We start from the raw sequence: 246 nt of genomic DNA on the forward strand, positions 1-246 counted from the left end.
ATACCGCCACGGGATGCTACAAGCTAGGCAGCTTCAAGGTAGTGATCAACCCGTCGCTGTCCTTCCCGCATGTGGAATACTCGCTTTGCGACGAGGCCCTTCCTAATGACGGGTACACGGTATTTGACCTTACCACGCAGATCGGCAACCTTACAAGTAACCTTCCGGGGTATACCGTTGCGTTCTACACCCTTGCGGGCACGCTTATCGACCCTGCCAATGCCTATACGAACCAGAACCCTGGCG

The 246-nt window shown here is 55.3% G+C and carries 1 protein-coding gene; it reads left to right on the forward strand.

All coding sequences use genetic code 11. The features are described 5' to 3' along the window. Nucleotides 1-246, forward strand: a 246-nt coding sequence (locus tag FJA49_RS18525; RefSeq protein WP_233590039.1) for a hypothetical protein, incomplete at both ends; no start/stop codon positions are given.

The organism is Flavobacterium microcysteis, from assembly GCF_006385255.1.
Taxonomy (GTDB): Bacteria; Bacteroidota; Bacteroidia; order Flavobacteriales; family Flavobacteriaceae; genus Flavobacterium; species Flavobacterium microcysteis.